This is a genomic window from Burkholderia sp. Bp9015 (assembly GCF_003853505.1).
In the GTDB taxonomy this organism is placed as follows: Bacteria; Pseudomonadota; Gammaproteobacteria; order Burkholderiales; family Burkholderiaceae; genus Burkholderia.
On sequence record NZ_QTPZ01000001.1, the window covers coordinates 326,366 to 342,174 of the forward strand.

A 15,809-nucleotide genomic window follows, 5' to 3' on the forward strand; every position below is an offset into this window, starting at 1 on the left:
TCCATCGACGCCGCAACGGCATGCGCACGCACTGCCAAGCATCGTCAAATGCGTGCCGCGAACGCCGCACCGCCGCGCGGTGCAACGCGTGCTCAGGCCGCCTTGTCGGCGACGCGGTAGCGTTCGAGCCAGTGCGCGTACGGCGCGGGCAGCGTCCACGACGGCCGCTCGACCCCGAGCTGCCTGGCCGCGTAGTACGGCCAGTGCGGATCGGCAAGATGCGCGCGGCCGACCATCACGAGATCGAGCTGCTGCTCGGCGACGACGCGCTCGGCCAGTTGCGGCGTATCGATCCCCCAGGCGGACGACACCGGCAAGCCGGCCTCGCGGCGCACGCGTTCCGCGATCGGCGCGAGGAACGCCGGGCCCCACGGAATGCGCGCGTCGGGCGTCGAGAAGCCGACCGACACGCTCAGCATGTCGAGGCCTTCCTGCTTCATCCGCTGCGTGAGCGCGATCGATTCGGCGAGCGTTGCTTCATCGCGCCCGTCGTATTCGATCACGCCGAGACGCGCGGTCAGCGGCAGGTGCTCCGGCCAGACCTGGCGGACGGCCTTGAGCGTGTCGACGAGGAAACGGCCGCGGTTTTCCGCCGAACCGCCGTACTCGTCGTCGCGCTGGTTCGAATGCACGGAGAAGAAGCTCTGGCCGAGGTAGCCGTGCGCGAAGTGCAGTTCGAGCCATTCGAAGCCGAGGTCGCGGGCGCGCTTCGCCGACGCGACGAAGTCGGCCTGCACGCGGGCGATGTCGTCGTGCGTCATCGCGCGCGGCGTCTTCGGCAGGTGCGCGCCGAACGGCACCGCCGACGGTGCGATGGTCTGCCAGCCGCGCGGATCGCCGTCGGCGATGTGGTCGTCGCCTTCCCACGGACGGTTCGCGCTCGCCTTGCGGCCCGCATGCGCGATCTGGATGCCGGGCACCGCGCCGGCCGCCTTGATCGCCGCGACCGACGGCGCAAACGCCGCGGCCTGCGCATCGGTCCACAGCCCGGCACAGCCCGGCGTGATGCGGCCTTCCGGCGACACGGCCGTCGCCTCCGCGATCACGAGGCCCGCGCCGCCGCGCGCGATACCGGCCAGATGCACGTGATGCCAGTCGTTGACGACGCCGTCTTCGGCGACGTACTGGCACATCGGCGGCACCGCGATGCGGTTGCGCAGCGTGACATCCTTGAGTTTGAACGGTTCGAACAGGGCAGACATCCACCACTCCTTTGCTTGGTTCTGCGAAACGACTGGATGAGCCGCCGCGCGGTGCGCACGGCGGAAAGATGCGAGCCGTCGCCGGGACGGTCGCGCCCGACGACGGAAACCATCCGGCGCCGGTCATGCCGGCGCCAGGCTCGGCTTACTGACGGCCGAGCTTCGCGAGCAGCGCCTCGGCTGCCGGCTCCGACGACGCGGGGTTCTGCCCCGTGATCAGCAGCCCGTCGGTGACGACATGCGGCGCCCAGTCGGCGCTGCGCTCGAACTGCGCACCGTTGGTCTTCAGCATGTCCTCGACGAGGAACGGCACCACTTCCGTCAGCTCGACGGCCGCTTCCTCGCTGTTGGTGAAGCCCGTCACACGCTTGCCGCGCACGACCGACTCGCCGGTCTTCGGGTCCTTCACGTGGCGCAGCACGCCCGGCGCGTGGCACACGGCCGCGACCGGCTTGCCGGCCGCCAGCGCGCGCTCGATCAGGCCGATCGAATGCAGGTCCTCGGCGAGATCCCACAGCGGGCCATGCCCGCCCGGATAGAACACCGCGTCGTAATCGTCGACCGACACCTCGGCCAGCTTGCGCGTGGCAGCGAGTTCGGCCTTGGCCGCCGGATCCGCGTCGAAGCGGCGCGTCGCGTCGGTCTGCGCGGACGGATCGCTGCTTTTCGGATCGAGCGGCGGCTGGCCGCCCTGCGGCGACGCGAGCGTCAACTCGACGCCCGCATCCTTGAACGTGTAATACGGCGCGGCCAGTTCCTCGAGCCAGAAGCCGGTTTTCTTGCCGGTGTCGCCGAGCGTGTCGTGCGAGGTCAGGACAACCAGAATCTTCATGATCGGACACTCCTTAGAAATGGGGGAACGGGGCCGCGTCGCGGCGGCGGCGACGGCGCGCCTGCGGGTTAGGCCGCTGGCGCGCGTCAACGTGCCGGCTCCGTACCAAAAATATTGCCAGGCCTAATAGACCAGTCGTCTAGAAATGGCTCGAAAAAAAGCGACGGCATCACCTGCGCGCCCAGCCAGCATCGCAGCGCGATATGGCATTTTCGCGACGTCGCATTCATGAGCCTGGATGATAGCGTCGAATTAGACCGGTCGTCTAGAAACCCGCCATTCGGCCCTGCCGCCGTCATGGCTTTTGCGACGGAGCGCGTGCCGCAACGTCCGTTGCGGAGCGCGCCCCGCTCCCCGGTTCGCGCCGCGTCGGCTACCCGTGCAGCGGCCCGTCCGTATCGCCGGCGTCGATCACCGGCGTCTCGAGCCGATGGCCGCGAACGCCGTCCGTGAGCAACGCCAGCATCAGGTCCGCGAGCGCACGCCCGGTCGCATGTCCGGTCGGCTGCACCACCGCCGTCACGCGATGCGGATGCGCGACGTCCGGCGGCACGCCGTCGTAGACGATCAGCGACATGTCCCGCCCAAGCTGCAAGCCGCCGTCGATCAGCGCCCGGAACGCGCCGCCGCCCACGATGTTGTTGTCGACCAGCAGCGCGGTCGGCCGTTCGGCCCGGGTGAGCAGCGCCTGCACGCCCTGCTGCCCGCCCTCGCGCGTAAACGGACACTCGACGAGCAGTGCCGGATCGGGCGCGATACCGGCCTCGCGCAGCGCCGCAAGATACCCGGCGCGACGCTGCATCGCGAAATTGAGCGACAGCGGCGCACTGATCATCGCGATACGGCGATGACCGAAGCCGATCAGGCGCCGCACCGCATCGCGCGCGCCGGCCTCGTTGTCGAAATCGAACCACGCGTAGGGCTCGGCGGCTTGCGTGCGGCCGTACGCGACGTACGGAAACGCTTGCGAACGCAGGTACGCGAGGCGCGGATCGTCGACCAGCGTGCGCGCGACGATCAGCCCGTCGACGAGCTTGCCGTCGACGAGCCGGCGATACGTGTCCAGTTCGGCGTTCGGCCGCGCGGCCGCGATGATGAAGTCGAGATTGCGCTCTGCGAGCCGTTCGGTGATGCCCGCGACGACCTCGCCGAAGCGCGGATCGCCGAGATCTCCCGCGCCGAACGGGTACACGATGCCGATCGCATCCGAGCGCCCCGTCGCCAGCCGGCGCGCGGTCGGATCCGCGACATAGCCAAGGTCGCGCGCGGCCTTCATCACGCGCTCGCGGGTCGCCTCGCTCACGTCGTCATAGCCGTTCAGCGCCCGACTGACCGTCGTGCGCGACAGCCCGAGCGCATCCGACAGTGCCTTCAGATTCACCTTCACGTCGCTCCTCGCGTTGTGCATGCCATTCGGCCGCGCCGCTCGCGCAGCAATTATTGCCGAATGGTAGTTATTACCGTCAAATATTTATCTTTTGACGTCCAAACCGGTTTGAATTAGCATCCAAACCGGTTTGGATATCGATATCCCGTCAGCAGTTCCTTCTCACCGTCAACGGAAACTACGCCTACATGACTTACTTTCCTTTTTGCCGCGCGACCGCGGCCAAACGTTTGCTGTTCGCTGGCGCGGCACTGGCCGCCTTCGCGTCCGCGTCGTGCGTCGCCCATGCGCAGAGCACCGGCGCCCCCGCGCCCACGCCGCATACGCAGCAGGCCTATGACCCCGAAGGCAACTTCACGATGCGCTGGACCCGCGCGGACATCCGCCAGATCGTCGCGCAGTCGCACACGGCCGGCGCCGACAAGAACTCGCTGCCGCAGGCGCTGACGATGCCGGACATCCCGCAGGATTTCCCGCTGATCAACTCGAACGTGTGGGTCTGGGATACCTGGCCGCTCGCCGACCTGCGCGCGAACCAGCTCAGCTACAAGGGCTGGGAGGTGATCTTCTCGCTCACGGCCGACCCGCATGCCGGCTACACGTTCGACGATCGTCACGTCCACGCGCGCATCGGCTTCTTCTACCGCCGCGCCGGCATTCCCGCGTCGCAGCGGCCCGCGAACGGCGGCTGGACCTGGGGCGGCCACCTGTTCCCGGACGGGGCGAGCGTCAAGGTGTTCGGCACGTCGCCGATGACCAACAACGCCGAATGGTCGGGCTCCGCGCGCCTCACGCAGGGCGACAACGTCAGCCTCTACTACACCGCGACGTCGTTCAACCGCTCGGCGCCCGGCGGCGCCGACATCACGCCGCCGCAGGCGATCATCACGCGCGCCGACGGTCATATCCATGCCGACGACAAGCACGTGTGGTTCAGCGGCTTCGACGATCACAAGGCGCTGCTGCAGCCGGACGGCAACTACTACCAGACCGGCCAGCAGAACACCTACTTCTCGTTCCGCGATCCGTTCGTGTTCACCGACCCCGCGCATCCGGGCAAGACCTACATGGTGTTCGAAGGCAACACGGGCGGCCAGCGCGGCGCCCGGACCTGCACCGAGGCCGACCTCGGCTACGCGCCGAACGATCCGTACCGCGAAGACCTCAACGCCGTGATGAACTCGGGCGCAGTGTATCAAAAGGCCAACGTCGGCCTGGCGGTCGCGACGAACCCGCAACTGACCGAATGGAAGTTCCTGCCGCCGATCCTGTCGGCGAACTGCGTCGACGACCAGACCGAGCGCCCGCAGATCTATCTGAAGGACGGCAAGTACTACCTGTTCACGATCAGCCACCGCACGACGATGGCCGCGGGCGTCGACGGGCCGGACGGCGTCTACGGCTTCGTCGGCAACGGCATCCGCAGCGACTTCCTGCCGCTGAACGGCGGCAGCGGCCTCGTGCTCGGCAACCCGACCGACTTCTCCGCACCGGCCGGCGCGCCGTATTCGCAGGACCCGAACCAGAACCCGCGCGAATTCCAGTCGTATTCGCACTTCGTGATGCCGGGCGGGCTCGTCGAGTCGTTCATCGATGCGATCGGCCCGCGTCGCGGCGGCACGCTCGCGCCGACGGTGAAGGTCAACATCAACGGCACGTCGACGGCGGTCGACCGCACGTACGGACGTGGCGGCCTCGGCGGTTACGGCGACATCCCGGCGAACCTGCCGGCGACGGGCGCCGGTCACTGACGGCGACGCGGGCACCCGTCCGTAACGAGTCCGTAAAGGGCTCGCTACGAACGCGGCGGGCACCGCCCGCGTCGAGGCGGCGCACGTCATGCGTGTCGCGTGCGCGCCGCCTCCCTCCTTCGCAGAATCGCGCATGGCGCCGTCGCAAGCGGCATGCGCGTTCCTTTCCCGCTTCGCGCGCCGAAGCACGGAACCCCGCATGAAATCGACGTTTTTTCGCTTTTCCCGCCGGATCGCCCGGCTGCTGTTCGCGTGTGCGGCAAGCGCGGCCTGCACGCACGCCACCGCCGCGCCCTGCGGCACGCCGCCCGGGGACGGCACGCCGCAATGGCGACCGGCCGTGCATTACACGCCGCAACGCAACTGGATGAACGATCCGAACGGCCTCGTGTACGAGAACGGCCGCTATCACCTGTTCTACCAATACAACCCGCTCGGCCACGACTGGGGCAACATGTCGTGGGGCCATGCGACCAGCACCGACCTTGTCCACTGGCGCGAGCACCCGGTCGCGATGCGCGCGAACGCGACGGAGGAAATCTTCTCCGGCTCGATCGTCGCCGACACGCACAATACGTCCGGCCTCGGCGCGGCGGGCGAGACGCCGCTGGTTGCGCTTTACACGAGCGTCTACAAGGACGGCTCGGGTCACGCAGCCGGCACGCAGGCGCAGTCGCTCGCGTACAGCCTCGACCACGGCGCGACCTGGCGGCCCTACGCGCGCAATCCGGTGCTCACGCTCGATCCGGAATCGAAGCAGTTCCGCGACCCGAAGGTGTCGTGGTACGCGCCGGGACGCTACTGGCTGATGACGACCGTCGTCGCCGATGCGCAGGTCGTGAAGCTCTACCGTTCCGACGACCTGATTCACTGGTCGTTCCTGAGCGATTTCACGCTGCCGGACGTGCCGCATGCGGGCGCGTTGTGGGAAATGCCCGACCTCGTGCCGCTGCCCGTCGACGACGATCCGCGGCACATCAAGTGGGTCATGATCGTCAACGTCAACCCGTGGTCGATCGCCGGCGGTTCCGGCGCGATGTATTTCGTCGGCGACTTCGACGGCCGCACGTTCGTCCCCGACCGGGTCGCACCGGCCGGCTCCGATCCAGCACGATTCCGCTGGGTCGATCACGGCGCCGACTTCTATGCGGCCGGCACGTTCTCCGGCGCGCCGGGCGCGCGCCCTGTCGCGATTGCATGGATGAGCAACTGGGACTACGCGGCGAAAGCGCCGACGGCGCCCTGGCGCGGCGCGACGACGGTGCCGCGCGAACTCGCGTTGAAGACGATCGGCGGTGAACCGACGCTCATCGTGACGCCGGCAGCCGCGTTCGACGCGTGGGCCGACGGGCGGCCCGCCGTGCATGAAGGCAACCTGAGCGTCGAGTCCGCCACGCGCGCGCTGTCGGACACCACGCGCGGCACCGTCCAGCGCATCACGGTGACGATCGCGCCGCGGCGCGCGGCCCGCGCGGGTTTGATCGTGCGGGGCTCCGCGGATGGCTCGATCGGCACCCGGATCGTGTACGACACGGCGAAGCGCACGCTGACGCTCGATCGCTCGCGCTCGGGCGACACGGATTTCGCGGGCACGTTCAGCCGCGAGCACATCGTCGATCTGCCGCTCGAGCACGGGCAACTGCGGCTCGAAATCGTCGTCGATCGCGGTTCGGTCGAGGTGTTCGCGAACGGCGGCCGCGTCGCGCTGACGGACCTGATCTTCCCGCCGCCCGATGCGGACCGCGTCGCCGTGTTCGCCGAGCACGGGAGCGCGACGTTCTCGGGGTTGACGGTCACACAGCTCCACGGACGCGATCAGGCCGGCGACGTCCGTGACGCCTGTGCATCACGCTAGCGATGCGGTTGCACGGCGGGGCTGCACAGCCCGACCTCGCGTCAGGCCGTGCAGCCCCGCCGGTTCCACGCTCAAAGCAAGCCCATCCCGCCCGACGCGATGATTTCCGCGCCGACGATGAACGCCGACTCGGGCGCGCTCAGGTGCAGCACTGTCGACGCGATTTCATCCGGCGTGCCGAACCGGCCGATCGGGACGAGCCCCCTGATCTTGTCGGCCGTCTCGTCGAGCGTCGCCGCATCGAGGCCGAGCTTGCCGTACAGCGGCGTCTGGACCGGCCCGGGGCTCACCACGTTCACCCGCACGCCGTGCGGCAGCAGTTCCGTCGACAGCGTCTTCGCGAACGAATTGACGGCCGCCTTGCTCGCCGCATACACGGACGACCCCGGCATCCCGATGTGCGCGTTGATCGAGCCGTTGATCACGATCGACGCGCCGCGGTTCAGCAGCGGGACGAGCGCCTGGATCTGGAAATACGCGCCCTTCACGTTCGTGTCGAACACGAGGTCCCACAACGCCTCGTCGATATCCGCGAACGGTGCGAGTTTGGCGACGCCCGCGTTGATGAACACGGCGTCGAGGCGCGCACCGGCGGCCGCGATCGCGTCCGCCAGCGCCCGCGCCGACGCGACGCTGCCGGCCTCGTTGCGGATCGCGAGCGCGCCGTCGTCGAGCGACTCGCGCGCGGCGGCAAGCGTCTGCTCGTCGCGGCCGGTGATGACGACCCGCGCGCCTTCGGCCGCGAATGCCCGTGCGGCCGCCAGGCCGATGCCGCTGTTGCCGCCCGTGACGAGGACCGTTTTTCCTTCGAAGCGTTGCATGATGTTCTCCTTGAACCGGTGAGTTGACCGTGAACACAGGATGCGCGCGGCGCCCGGCCTTGCCGTACGACCGGCGCGGCAGACACGTGCGAAATCTTCGAACGTGTTTGCCCCGGCCGTCAGGCGCGTGCCGGCCCGGCGCGCTCAGCCCGACACGTCGATCCCGTCGAGCAGGCGCTGCGCGAGCCGCGGTTCGCGCAGTTGCTCCAGCCACCATTGCAGCGCGCGGCCGTCGCGGTCGCCGCGCCACGCGACGTACAGCACGTTCGGCTCGCGCGGATCAGCCGTTTCCTTCTCGACCAGCTCGCCGCGCGCCAGCAGCGACGTGACCCGCCGGCGCGGCACCCAGCCGACGCCGAGCCCGTCGCGCTGCGCGAGGATCTTCGCGCGCATCGACGGCACCGCGAGCACCGCCTGTCCGCCGAGCAGCCCGTACACGCGGCCGACGGCCTGCCGCGACGAGTCGGCGACGACGACCGCGCGATGCGCGCCGATCGCGTCCCGGGTCAGCCGCACGCCCGCCGACGCCAGCGGATGGCGCGGCGCGACGGCGAACACCCACTCCATCGCGCCGAGTTCGAACCATTTGAAGCCCGGAATCGCCGGCGGCTCGTTGGTCGCGCCGACGACCAGATCCGCGCGACCATCGCGCAGCGCTTCCCAGGTGCCGCCGAGCACTTCGTGCGTGAAACGCAGCGACACGCCCGAATCGAGCGCATCGAATGCGCGGACGACCGGCAGCAGCGTATCGAATTCCAGCACCTCGTCGCTGACGATCCACAGCCGGTCCTCCCAGCCGCTCGCGACCTGCCGCACGCGCTGCGTGAGCCGCGCGACGTCCAGCGCGAGGCGCGATGCCTCGTCGGTCAGCAGCTGGCCGGCCGGCGTGAGCTGCAGCCGGTAGCCGCGGCGGTCGAACAGCAGCGCGTCGAAGCGTGTTTCGAGCTGCCGCGCGGCGTGCGACACGGTCGACGGCGCCTTGCCGAGCCGTGCGGCCGCCCGCGACAGGCTGCCGGTGGCGCGGATCGCATCGAGCAGCGCGAGTTCGTCTTCGGACAGCATGAGCGCACTCCGGTCGGGGGGTCTGGTGGATCGTAAGGCAGCGGCGGGCGCCAACGCAATCGAATGGCACTGCCGGCAGCGGGCGGATGCCGTGCCGGCCGGGGCACCGCAGCGCGCCGTGCCATTTGCCGCATCCGGCGCGCGTTGCGTGCCAGGTGCCGCCTTTCCCTGCCCCCTCGACGCCACGCGCGTGCCCTGGCCGAGCGATGCCGCCCGCGCATGCGCGAACGCCGATCCGGCCATGAACTTCCGGTATGCTGATCGACGTCATATTTCCGCATTCGAGGTAACCACTACGATGGACATCGCGATCCGCATCGAAGGCCGTCACGACCTGACCGGGCAGATCTTCCGGCAGTTGCGCACCGCGATCGTCGACGGGCGGCTCGAAGGCGGCGCCCGGCTGCCGTCGACGCGCGATCTCGCGAAGCAGCTCGGCGTGTCGCGCAAGACGACGCTCGACGCGTTCGAACGTCTCGTCGCCGAGGGTTACCTGAACACGCGCGCGGGCGACGGCACGTTCGTCGCCGGCGGCCTGGCGCGGGTTCCGCACGCGGCGGCGGCCGCGACGCCGTCGCTCGTCGAGGACGCGCCGCCCGTCCATGCCGTCGACGCACGCGCGCTGTGGGACGAGTTGCCCGACGCGCTCGCGATGCCCACCCCGCCGGACACGCCCGCGTTCGACTTCCGCGGCGGCGTGACCGACAAGGCACTGTTTCCGTTCGACGCATGGCGCCGCTGCCTGCATCACGCGCTGCGCCAGCAGGCGCGCGGCCCCGGCCAGTACCATGCGCCGGCCGGCGATCCACAGCTGCGCGGCGCGATCGCGCGCTACGTCGCGTTCAGCCGCGCGGTCGCGTGCGGCTGGGACGACGTGCTCGTCACGCAAGGCGCGCAACAGGCGCTCGACCTGATCGCACGCGTGGTCGTGCGGCCCGGCGACGTCGTCGCGGTCGAGAATCCCGGTTATCCGCCGGCGCGCGCGGCGTTCGCGTCGCTCGGCGCGACGGTGATCGGCGTGCCGGTCGATGCGCACGGCCTCGTCACCGGGCGGCTGCCCGACGACGCGCGCCTCGTCTACGTGACACCGTCGCACCAGTTCCCGCTCGGGATGCCGATGACGCTGGAGCGGCGCGTCGCGCTGCTCGAATGGGCGCAGCGCCGCCGCGCGGTGATCATCGAGGACGACTACGACGGCGAGTTCCGCTTCGAAGGCCGGCCGGTGGAATCGCTGAAGAGCCTCGACCGCACGGGTCTGGTCGCGTACGTCGGCACCTTCTCGAAGACGATCTTTCCTGAACTGCGGATCGGCTACGCGATTCCGCCGCGCGCGCTGCGCGGCGCGCTCGCCAAGGCGAAGCAGATCGTCGACTGGCACACCTGCACGCTGACGCAGGCGGCGCTCGCGCGCTTCATGCTCGAAGGCGATTTCGCGCGGCACCTGCGGCGCGTGCAGAAACACTACGACGCGCGCCGCAAGATGCTGCTCGCGCATCTGCGCGGCGGCCTCGCGCCGTGGTTCGACACGATCGTGCCGACCGCCGGCATCCACCTCGCCGCGCACCTGAAACCGGGGCTCGACGAAGCCGCGCTGGTCCGCGCGGCGCGTGAGCACGACATCGGCCTGTACGGGATCACCGCGTTCCACGTCGGCTCGGCGGCCCGCGCGGGGCTGCTGTTCGGCTATGGCGGGATCGACGCGCTGCGCATCGACACCGCGCTCGCGAAGCTGGCCGCGCTGCTGGATTCAGGCCGGGTCGGCGGACCGCCACTGGTTACCTGAATTTTCCAGGAATTGGCCATTCAAGCAGGCCAGTGGCACGCTTAAAGTGGGTCCTGTCGCGCCACCGGGCGCATCCAACCGAACAGGACCTGCCATGCAACCGCGTCTGAACTTCTATACCGCCAGCCCGAACGCCATCAAGGTGATGCGCAACGCCGAGGAATTCCTCGCGAAAAGCTCGATCGAGAAGCCGCTCGCCGAACTCGTCCGGCTGCGCGCGTCGCAGATCAACGGCTGTGCGTTCTGCGTCGACATGCACACCACCGACGCACGCAACGGCGGCGAAACCGATCGCCGCCTGGCGACGGTCGTCGTCTGGCGCGAAACGCCGTTCTTCACCGAGCGCGAACGTGCGGCGCTCGAATGGACCGAAGCGCTGACGCTGGTCGCCGACAACCACGTGCCCGATGCCGTGTGGGAAGCCGTGAAGCCCCATTTCAGCGACACGGAGTTGTTCGAGCTGTCGATGCTGATCGCGACGATCAACACGTGGAACCGCTTCGCGATCGCGTTCCGCAAGATGCCCGAGTAAGGGGAGACGACGATGATGCGCTCCAGCCCCACGCTCCGCCGCGCGATGCTGTGCACGTCGCTCGCGCTCGGCGCCGCGTTGCCGGCCGCCGCCCGCGCGCACGATACCGGCGACAGCGTGCACGCGATCATGCAACAGGCCGTGCCCGAAGCGCCCGGCAAGCTCGCCGTCGTCGCGACCGTCGACTATGCGCCCGGTCAGGCATCCGAAGCGCACAAGCACCTCGGCTCGGTGTTCGCGGTCGTGTCGAAAGGCGAAGTGCTGTCGCAGGTGAACGACGGCCCGGTGCGCCGCTATCGCACCGGCGAAGGCTGGTACGAGCCGCCCGGTTCGCGCCACCAGATGTCGCGCAACGCGAGCGCGACCGAGCCCGCGCAAATTGTCGTGTTCGGGCTGACGGGCGAGCATGTGCCGCTGAAGTCGCCGATCGATCAGTGATTTAGGAGGCCGTGCCGCGTCGGGCGCGCCGCCGTGCTGCACGGCCGGCGTCCCGCCCCGTGCCGCGCGACTTCCTCGCAGGTATCGGGCTCGGCCGTTTCGCTTGCCGTTTCGCTTGCCGTTTCGCTTGCCGTTTCGCCAGCCGTTTCACCCACGGTTCGACCAACATTTCACCCGTCGATCACCCGCCAGTTCCCGCGTCTTCCCCATTAGCCGCTCCCTACACTTCACCGCCGGCGCACGCCCGTTCCCTACCCTCAGCCCCGCCCGTCCGCCCCGCCATTCGCCACTCGCCTGATCGCGATCAACGCGGGCGAAAACCCTGCCTTGAAATTAACTAACTCATCAATTAGCGTCGATTTCATGAACGCGAAATCCACCGTTGCCAGGCCGCGCGGGCGCCGCCCGTCGGTGGACGACTTCGACCTGCGCGACCACATGCTCGACGTCGCGATGCAGCTGTTCGCCGAGCGCGGCATCGCCGCGACGACGGTCGCGCAGATCGCTGCGGCCGCCGGCGTCACGTCGGCGATGGTTCACTACTACTTCACGAATCGCGAGCAGTTGCTCGACGCGATCGTCGAGGAGCGGCTCGCGCAGGTCATCGCGTTCGTGTGGCGGCCGACCGCGCCGCACATCGAAAACGATCCGTTCGCGCTCGTCGCCGAGCTCGTCGACCGCTTCTTCGACGTCACGCATCGCATGCCCTGGCTGCCGTCGATCTGGCTGCGCGAGATCGTCCACGAGGGCGGGCTGCTGCGCGAGCGGATGATCCGGCGCATTCCGCTCGAGCATGTCGGGCGGTTTGCCGAGCGCATCCGCGTCGCGCAGCAGGCCGGCACGCTGAACCCCGCGCTCGAACCCGCGTTCCTGTTCCATTCGATCATCGCGCTGGTGATGCTGCCGCTCGCCACCGCGAAGCTGTGGCAGAGCGCGCGCGGCCTGCCGCCGATCGATCGCGACGTGCTGCAGCGCCACGTCCGCGCGCTGCTCGGTTCCGGCATGCAACCGCCCGCCGCGGCGCCGGATCCCGACGCGCATTCGCGACGGAGGCCGTCGTGAACGCGGCCCGCCCGCTGCAGTTCGCGCTGGCCGCCGCCGTCGCGTTGCTCGCCGGTTGCGGACGGCCGGCGAACGACGTCGCGACCTTTCAGGGCTATGTCGAAGGCGAGTTCGTATACCTGTCGTCGTCGCAGGCGGGCACGCTGACGCAGCTGTCGGTCGAACGCGGCCAGGCCGTCGCGGCCGGCGCGCCGGTGTTCTCGCTCGAAGCCGTCAACGAAACGGCCGCGCTGCGGCAGGCGCAACACCAGCTCGAGGCCGCGCGCGCGCAGCTTGCCGACCTGCAGACCGGCAAGCGCCCGCAGGAAGTCGCGGTCACGCGGGCCCAGCTCGCGCAGGCCGCGGCACAGGCCGCGCGGGCCGCCGCGCAATTCGCGCGCGACGAACGCCAGTACGCGGCCGGCGGCCTGTCGAAGCAGCAGCTCGACGATTCGCGCACGTCCGCGCAAACCACCGCCGCACAGGTGCGCGAGTTGCAGAACCAGGTCGACGTCGCGCGCCTGCCGGGCCGCGCGCAGCAGGTGGCGGCCCAGGCCGCGCAGGTCGATGCCGCGCAGGCGGCCGTCACCGAAGCGCAATGGAAACTCGACCAGAAGCGCGTCGCCGCGCCCGCCGCCGGGCGCGTGTACGACACGCTGTACCGCGTCGGCGAATGGGTGCAGGCCGGCAATCCGGTCGTGCAGATGCTGCCGCCGCAGAACCTGAAAGTGCGGTTCTTCGTGCCGGAGGCCGCCGTCGCATCGATCGCGCCGGGGCGCACGGTCGCGATCCGCTGCGACGGCTGCCCGGCCGACGTCCCCGCGCGCGTCACCTACGTGTCGCGCGCGGCCGAGTACACGCCGCCCGTGATCTACAGCAACGAGAGCCGGACCAAACTCGTGTTCATGGTCGAGGCGCGCCCCGCCGTCGCCGACGCGCCGAAGCTGCACCCGGGCCAGCCCGTCGCCGTGAGGATGCGATGAACGCACCGCCCGCCCCGTATGCGATCGACGTCGACCGCCTGAACAAGCGCTTCGGCGACAAGCACGTCGTGAAGGACGTCTCGCTGCGCGTCGCGCGCGGGGAGATCTTCGGCTTTCTCGGGCCGAACGGCAGCGGCAAGACGACGTCGATCCGCATGATGTGCGGCCTGCTCACGCCCGACTCGGGCAGCGGCACCTGTCTCGGCTACGACATCGTGCGCGACAGCGCGCAGATCAAGCGCCGCGTCGGCTACATGACGCAGCGCTTCTCGTACTGGGAAGACCTGTCGATCCGCGAGAACCTCGATTTCGTCGCACGCGTGTACGGGATGCCCGATCGTCAGGCGGCTGTCGCGCGCGCGCTCGACGGGCTCGGTCTCGCGAGCCGCGCGGACCAGCTCACGGGCGCGTTGTCGGGCGGCTGGAAACAGCGCCTCGCGCTCGCCGCTTGCATGCTGCACGAGCCGGAGCTGCTGCTGCTCGACGAACCGACCGCCGGCGTCGATCCGGCCGCGCGCCGCGACTTCTGGGAAGAGCTGCACCGGCTGGCCGCGCAAGGCATCTCGGTACTCGTCAGCACGCACTACATGGACGAGGCCGAGCGCTGTCACAAGCTCGCGTACATCGCGTCCGGCGAACTGCTCGCGCAGGGCACGGCCGCGGAAATCGTCGCGTCGCAGCACCTGTCGACGCGCACGGTCACCGGCGGGCACCTGGCGGAACTGTCCGCGCGCCTGCGCACGATGCCGGGCGTCGACCAGACGGTCGTGTTCGGCTCGACGCTGCACGTGAGCGGCCGCGATCGAGCGCTGCTCGACGCGACGCTCGCGCAGGTCGCGGCGCAGCCCGGCGCGCAGGAGAACGGTCACGCGCAGCTGCAGGTCTCGCCGATCGACACCGGGCTCGAAGACGTCTTCATCTACATGATGGGCCGCGCATCCGGGCCGCCCGGCGGAGCGGCGACATGAGCACGTGGACGGGCCTGCGCGACGCGTTCTCGGTCGCGCGCTGGTGGAGCATCGTGCTGAAGGAATTCCTGCAGCTGCGCCGCGACCGCGTGACGTTCGCGATGATCGTCGGCGTGCCGATCATCCAGCTCGCGCTGTTCGGCTTCGCGATCAACACCGATCCGAAGCACCTGCCGACCGCGGTGATCGTCGCCGACTCGAGCCCGTTCGCGCGCAGCTTCATCGCCGCGATGCGCAATTCCGCGTATTTCGACATCGTCGCGACGCTGCCCGACGAAGCGGCCGGCCGGCATGCGCTCGCACGCGGCGACGTGCAGTTCGTGCTGAGCGTGCCGGCCGACTTCTCGAAGCGGCTGCTGCGCGGCGAGCGCCCGTCGCTGCTCGTCGAGGCGGACGCGACCGACCCCGTCGCGACCGCATCGGCGCTCGGCGCGCTGCCGGGCCTCGTGCAACCCGTCGCCGACAAGGACCTGACGGGCCCGCTCGCGCACCTGAACGGCCGCCCGGCCGCGTTCGACATCGTGCTGCACCGCCTGTACAACCCGGAAGGCATCACGCAGTACAACGTCGTGCCGGGCCTGATGGGCGTGATCCTGACGATGACGATGGTGATGATGACGGGCCTCGCGATCACGCGCGAACGCGAGCGCGGCACGATGGAGAACCTGCTGGCGACGCCCGTGCGGCCGCTGGAGGTGATGACGGGCAAGATCGTCCCGTACGTGTTCATCGGGCTGATCCAGGTGTCGATCATCCTCGTGGCCGCGCGCTTCGTGTTCCACGTGCCGTTCGTCGGCGGCATGGTCGCGATCTACCTGTCCGCGCTGCTCTTCATCGCCGCGAACCTGACGGTCGGCATCACGCTGTCGTCGCTCGCGCAGAACCAGTTGCAGGCGATGCAGCTCGCGGTGTTCTACTTCCTGCCGAACATCCTGCTGTCGGGCTTCATGTTTCCGTTCGCCGGGATGCCGAAGTGGGCGCAGTTCATCGGCAACCTGCTGCCGCTCACCTACTTCAACCGCCTGGTGCGCGGCATCCTGCTGAAAGGCAACGGCTGGGCCGACCTGTGGCCGTCCGTGTGGCCCGTCGCGCTGTTTACGCTGGTCGTGATGGGCGTCGCGCTGCGCTTCTACCGGCGCACGCTCGACTAGGAG

Annotated in this window: 14 protein-coding genes; 9 read left to right on the forward strand and 5 right to left on the reverse strand. The window is 69.5% G+C overall.

From position 1 onward, the window contains the following. Positions 1-92: 92 nt before the first annotated feature. The 3 genes from DIE12_RS01435 to DIE12_RS01445 all read right to left on the reverse strand — a co-directional run bounded on the left by DIE12_RS01435 (position 93) and on the right by DIE12_RS01445 (position 3,442). Positions 93-1,202, reverse strand: a complete 1,110-nt coding sequence (locus DIE12_RS01435; protein ID WP_044843009.1) for an NADH:flavin oxidoreductase/NADH oxidase — start codon at positions 1,200-1,202, stop codon at positions 93-95. Positions 1,203-1,347: 145 nt separating this feature from the next. Then, positions 1,348-2,034 carry a type 1 glutamine amidotransferase domain-containing protein gene (locus DIE12_RS01440; protein WP_044843008.1) on the reverse strand — a complete coding sequence of 229 codons (687 nt, stop codon included), beginning with the start codon at positions 2,032-2,034 and terminating at the stop codon, positions 1,348-1,350. A 373-nt stretch (positions 2,035-2,407) separates the two neighbouring features. Then, positions 2,408-3,442, reverse strand: coding sequence for a substrate-binding domain-containing protein (locus tag DIE12_RS01445; RefSeq protein WP_124484916.1), 1,035 nt, complete (start codon positions 3,440-3,442; stop codon positions 2,408-2,410). Positions 3,443-3,609: 167 nt separating this feature from the next. On the opposite strand from DIE12_RS01445, the gene DIE12_RS01450 reads away from it, so the two are divergent. After that, entirely contained in the window at positions 3,610-5,172 is a 1,563-nt protein-coding gene (locus DIE12_RS01450; protein ID WP_124519533.1) for a glycoside hydrolase family 68 protein, read from the forward strand. A gap of 199 nt (positions 5,173-5,371) precedes the next feature. Then, entirely contained in the window at positions 5,372-7,027 is a 1,656-nt protein-coding gene (locus DIE12_RS01455; protein WP_124519535.1) for a glycoside hydrolase family 32 protein, read from the forward strand. Positions 7,028-7,098: 71 nt separating this feature from the next. On the opposite strand, the gene DIE12_RS01460 is transcribed toward DIE12_RS01455, so the two are convergent. Together DIE12_RS01460 and DIE12_RS01465 are read right to left on the reverse strand one after the other, a co-directional pair. Next, positions 7,099-7,848 carry an SDR family oxidoreductase gene (locus DIE12_RS01460; RefSeq protein ID WP_124519537.1) on the reverse strand — a complete coding sequence of 250 codons (750 nt, stop codon included), beginning with the start codon at positions 7,846-7,848 and terminating at the stop codon, positions 7,099-7,101. 144 nt (positions 7,849-7,992) lie between these two features. After that, positions 7,993-8,910, reverse strand: a complete 918-nt coding sequence (locus DIE12_RS01465; protein WP_124519539.1) for a LysR family transcriptional regulator — start codon at positions 8,908-8,910, stop codon at positions 7,993-7,995. Between the two features lie 298 nt (positions 8,911-9,208). Between DIE12_RS01465 and DIE12_RS01470 the strand changes: the two genes are divergently transcribed. The 7 genes from DIE12_RS01470 (at position 9,209) to DIE12_RS01500 (ending at position 15,806) form a co-directional block, all read left to right on the forward strand. Further along, on the forward strand, positions 9,209-10,693 hold the full coding sequence (locus DIE12_RS01470; RefSeq protein ID WP_124519541.1) for a PLP-dependent aminotransferase family protein: 1,485 nt from the start codon (positions 9,209-9,211) through the stop codon (positions 10,691-10,693). 94 nt (positions 10,694-10,787) lie between these two features. Further along, a complete protein-coding gene (locus DIE12_RS01475) occupies positions 10,788-11,225 on the forward strand; it encodes a carboxymuconolactone decarboxylase family protein (RefSeq protein ID WP_044843002.1) in 438 nt (145 codons plus the stop codon). A 12-nt stretch (positions 11,226-11,237) separates the two neighbouring features. Continuing rightward, positions 11,238-11,663 (forward strand): cupin domain-containing protein, encoded by a 426-nt coding sequence (locus tag DIE12_RS01480; protein WP_124484922.1) that lies wholly within the window; start codon positions 11,238-11,240, stop codon positions 11,661-11,663. Positions 11,664-12,026: 363 nt separating this feature from the next. Further along, a complete protein-coding gene (locus DIE12_RS01485; RefSeq protein WP_124519544.1) occupies positions 12,027-12,725 on the forward strand; it encodes a TetR/AcrR family transcriptional regulator in 699 nt (232 codons plus the stop codon). Then, complete coding sequence (locus DIE12_RS01490; protein ID WP_124484924.1) at positions 12,722-13,687, forward strand: HlyD family secretion protein; 966 nt, start codon at positions 12,722-12,724, stop codon at positions 13,685-13,687. The genes DIE12_RS01485 and DIE12_RS01490 overlap by 4 nt, the downstream gene beginning before the upstream one ends. Continuing rightward, positions 13,684-14,655, forward strand: coding sequence for an ABC transporter ATP-binding protein (locus tag DIE12_RS01495; protein ID WP_124484925.1), 972 nt, complete (start codon positions 13,684-13,686; stop codon positions 14,653-14,655). The genes DIE12_RS01490 and DIE12_RS01495 overlap by 4 nt, the downstream gene beginning before the upstream one ends. Next, positions 14,652-15,806 carry an ABC transporter permease gene (locus DIE12_RS01500; RefSeq protein WP_044842997.1) on the forward strand — a complete coding sequence of 385 codons (1,155 nt, stop codon included), beginning with the start codon at positions 14,652-14,654 and terminating at the stop codon, positions 15,804-15,806. Before DIE12_RS01495 ends, DIE12_RS01500 begins: the two co-directional genes overlap by 4 nt. Positions 15,807-15,809: the final 3 nt, after the last annotated feature.